We start from the raw sequence: 1,564 nt of genomic DNA on the forward strand, positions 1-1,564 counted from the left end.
CGGAATCAGAAACGGCCGCCGGGAATCCCTTGGTCGTGGATTTCGGCGGCCGTCAGAGACCTCATGAAAAATCTGGGTTAGATCTCCGGTGCTGTTGGCCATGGCTGATGATGTATCGACGTCGATCACTATGATGAGCCTCGACGAAACGATATGCGGGGCATGCAAATGAAGGCATTGCCTGTTGGTAAGGGAAAAAGTAACTATCTCTTGTTCTCAGTTACATTTACATCTAAAAGGTAACTAATATAGTGGGCTCGTTACACATTCGGTCCCGGCCCTCGGCCACGAGGAACACTACTGGTTGTCTGAACAGGACGCCTTCACGTCAAGAACGAAGTGAGCCAAGAACAAAGACGAATATGAGTCAGCTATCCCGACAAAATTCTCACTATTAGATTTCGACATTCCAGATGAACTGGTTCAACGGATGGAAATGGCAAGCAACGAGCTGATTAGCTTCGATCACAAGGCCAGTATCATGCTGGGTTCGACGTCAGCTTCATTGGGGCCTCGCTCCTCGATCCTATTGAGAACAGAATCCGCTTCGTCTGCGCAGATTGAAAACCTGACGGTCGACGCTCGACAATTAGCGCTTGTCGAGTTGCAACTAGCAAGTTCTCAGAACACATCAACAGTTTCAGCCAATGGTCGAGCCATGGAAGCTGCGCTCGCTTTGGCAGATGAGCTTAGTAGCGATGCGATATTGAAAATGCATGCAGAGCTACTGCAGGGACGACCTAGGCGGGAGATACATGCAGAAACGTATCGGGATCAGCTCGTTCGGGTGGGTTCGAGCGGGGCGAGTCCGAGAGGAGCCAGTTATGTAGTCCCTCAGTCGGCGCTGATACCTGAACTGATCGAAGACTTGTGCGCATTTATGGTAAGCGTGGACCTGCCCTCCATCCTTCAGAGGGTAATTGCCCATGCTCAGTTCGACACGGTTTATCCCGTTGTAGACGACAAGGGTCGTACCGGACGGGTCCCTAGTTCATTCCTTGCCAAGGGCGCGAGGTCTGGTCCAGTCAACAACTGCACCGGTATCCGCCGGGCTGTTGCGCAATAGGGCTAGATACTCCGAGGCGCTTTCTCGGTACCGTGATGGTAATGCGTCGCCAATCCTAGGGGAATTCGTTGAAGCTACCTTGTACGCAGCTTCCATCGGGATTGTCCACATTGCTCATTTGGCATCGGACCTGGGATCCGCACGGGAGAAGCTCCAAGTGCTGCGTTCGCAGTCAACTGCCTGGAAGCTGCTTCCGTTCATGAGCGCATATCGGTGATGCATACGTAGCTAGTTTCGAAGCTACTGAAAACTTCGAATACCAGCGCACTGCGCGCCTTGAATCAGTCGGCTGAGCATGGAATATTGTTTGAGCGGTCAGGGCAGAAAAGGAACAGGGCATGGCCGAGTGTGGGAGTACTTAGAATCCTGGACGACTACGCGACAGGCATGCTCAGAAAGCCATAATCGTGCGAACGGTTTTCCTGTGTGCACGGTCACCTCGGAAAAGGGCCTCCCGATTTGAAACATCCCGCAAATCTGTGTATAGTTTTTATCTGT

General features: G+C 52.0%; 1 protein-coding gene. It reads left to right on the forward strand.

What is annotated here, in order from left to right:
• Positions 1-436: 436 nt before the first annotated feature.
• Entirely contained in the window at positions 437-1,066 is a 630-nt protein-coding gene (locus CQ017_RS17765) for a Fic family protein (protein ID WP_181150590.1), read from the forward strand.
• Positions 1,067-1,564: the final 498 nt, after the last annotated feature.

Origin of the sequence: Arthrobacter sp. MYb224 (genome assembly GCF_002975455.1) — a bacterium.
Classification (GTDB): domain Bacteria; phylum Actinomycetota; class Actinomycetes; order Actinomycetales; family Micrococcaceae; genus Glutamicibacter.

Coding starts and splice junctions, on each gene's coding strand:
- CQ017_RS17765 (WP_181150590.1), top strand. CDS start 437: ATGGCAAGCAACGAGCTGATTAGCTTCGATCACAAGGCCAGTATCATG.